This is a genomic window from Microbacterium sp. B24 (assembly GCF_000333415.1).
Classification (GTDB): domain Bacteria; phylum Actinomycetota; class Actinomycetes; order Actinomycetales; family Microbacteriaceae; genus Microbacterium.
The window spans coordinates 1-2081 of sequence record NZ_BADB01000243.1 but is presented as its reverse complement, the minus strand read 5'-3'; the positions used below and the strand labels follow the sequence as shown (position 1 = coordinate 2081).

Annotated in this window: 2 protein-coding genes and 1 pseudogene; 1 reads left to right on the top strand and 2 read right to left on the bottom strand. The window is 69.6% G+C overall.

What is annotated here, in order from left to right; genetic code table 11:
• Positions 1-267 (top strand): annotated as a pseudogene (locus tag I5I_RS06595) (hypothetical protein); the annotation flags it as partial.
• Here the strand turns inward: I5I_RS06595 and I5I_RS06590 are convergent.
• Both I5I_RS06590 and I5I_RS06585 read right to left on the bottom strand, forming a co-directional pair.
• On the bottom strand, positions 230-1315 hold the full coding sequence (locus tag I5I_RS06590) for a hypothetical protein (protein ID WP_051039515.1): 1086 nt from the start codon (positions 1313-1315) through the stop codon (positions 230-232). The pseudogene I5I_RS06595 and the gene I5I_RS06590 overlap by 38 nt on opposite strands.
• A gap of 13 nt (positions 1316-1328) precedes the next feature.
• Entirely contained in the window at positions 1329-1889 is a 561-nt protein-coding gene (locus I5I_RS06585; RefSeq protein ID WP_036287998.1) for a DUF3043 domain-containing protein, read from the bottom strand.
• Positions 1890-2081 lie beyond the last annotated feature (192 nt).

Below are 2081 nucleotides of genomic sequence, written 5' to 3'. Positions count from 1 at the left end.
AGCTCGGTCCCGGGNGATCCTCTAGAGTCCCTCTCCGGTGCCCCGCTGCGCGGTCGGGCGCTGGAAGTGTTGAAGATCGTGCGCGCGGTCGTGCCTGAGGGGTTCTGCGTCATCTCCGCCGGAGGCGTGGAAGACGCCGACGACGTGCAGCAGCGGCTGGATGCCGGGGCCACTCTCGTCCAGGGATACACCGGCTTCATCTACCGCGGGCCCCTCTGGGCGCGTCAGATCAACCGAGGGCTGGTGGCGGCGCGCCGGACCCGCTGACCGTGTTCGTTGGCGCGCTCCGCGTGTAGCGCAGAGTGCCGCGCCGCTCGTGGGGGCGCAGTCCAGCCTCCTCGAGTACCCGTCGCATCCGGTGCATGAGCGGCGGCAGCTGCGAAGCTTTACCGTTTTGCTGGCGCACCATGCCCACGAGGAATGTCTCGCTGCGGGTCGCGGAGTGCACCTCGAAACGCGCAGTATCGCCTTGCGAGCGCCAGATCACGCTCTGGATCATCGGGTACGGAACGGTCCAGCGGTCTTCGGCATCCACGACGAGCGCTCCGGTGTGCCACCGAAGCGTCACGGGGAGGCGCCGACTGTTGACGACTCCCCAGATCGCCGCGTACACCGGCATCCCGACGAAGAGGCCCAAAGCGACGACGATCATGAGCGGGGGCAGGCGGAGGAGCCAGCGTTCGGTGACGATCACGACCACCGCGCTGAGCGCGCCGACGACGACCACCGCTCCGACGGCGAGAGCCGTCAGCGCCGCTGTCGTGAAGCGCGCGGCGTTCACCGTGACTTCGGGATGACGATCCGCCCCGCTCCACGTGGGCTCCGCCAGCGCCGCCGCGCGTCGCTCGGCGGCGCGGTCGAACCGTCCGGAGATTCGACCGAGGAGGGTGATCAGCACCCATCCACCGGCCGGTGGGATGCCGAGCGCGACGACGGAAAGTGAGCGAGGCCACGGTTCTGGCAGCGATCCGAGGGTCCGGATGAGGGGAGTGGTCGATGCCAGCAGCGCGATGGCCCCGAGGGCGAGTGCGACGTGCCCTCCCCACTGCCACCGCTCTGGCCAGGCGCTCAGCGCATTGACGAGGGCGAAACCGACTGCCCAGCCGCCGATGATGACGCAGAGGTAGGCCGGGAATCCGCCGTCGCTCGTCGGAGTGACGAGCAGTGCGCCCGCGGCGCAGAGCACGATGCCGATGAGTGCGGGCACGATGACGAACCAGATCCGCCACTGGTGCGCGGCGCGAGGAGTGGACTGCTTCGTCGGCCTCCGACTCGTCGTCGCGCCGTCGGTGTCCGCGGCATCGGCGCCGCCCATCGGAACGATGACCTCAGACGGGTCGGCCGCCGCGCTTGACCTGCGGCTTGGGCAGCCTCATGAAACGCATCTGGATCGTGCGCATGCCGGCGTACCAGCCGAGGCCCTTCTCCGTGCGGTCCGCGAACTTCTCGCGCGCGAGCTTCTTCACCCGCACGCTCGTGATGATCATGTCGACGACGACCACGAGGATGTAGAGCCAGAGTGCGGCGAACCCGTAGTAGACGATGGCGGTGTTCGGAATGAGGCTCAGCAGGATCACGATCAGCATGAGCGGCATGAGCAGCTCGCCCGGGTGCCACCCACCGTCGACGACGTCGCGGACGAACCGGCGCTGCGGGCCACGGTCGCGAACCGGCAGGTACTTCTCCTCGCCGTTCGCCATGCCGATGCGGGCACGCTCGCGCTGCGAGGCCAGCTCGGCTTTCGCGCGGGCCCGCGCCTCCTTCGTGTCGGCGACGAGAGGACGCTTGCGGGCGGCCTCCTGCTCGGCTCGCGACGGCGTCGGACGGTGCTTGCCGGGTCCGGTCGGGACGGTGGCGTCGGCGTCGGGAGCGGCGGGGTTCTTGGCCACGGTGTGGATCCTCGTTGTCATCACGGGTGGTGCGCACGCGCGGGAACGCGCGGCAGCTGCGCTCTAAGATTACCCGCATGAGCTCGGAGCTGTCCCGTCGTACCGCCGTCCGCGATGCCGCCGAAGCGGCCGTCCCCGCCGCCCTCGCCGATCTGGGGCGACTCTAGAGGATCCCCGGGACCGAGCTCGAAT

Bases quoted from the DNA above. Each gene is read 5' to 3' on its own strand.
- I5I_RS06590 (WP_051039515.1), bottom strand. From the start codon at position 1,315: ATGGGCGGCGCCGATGCCGCGGACACCGACGGCGCGACGACGAGTCGG.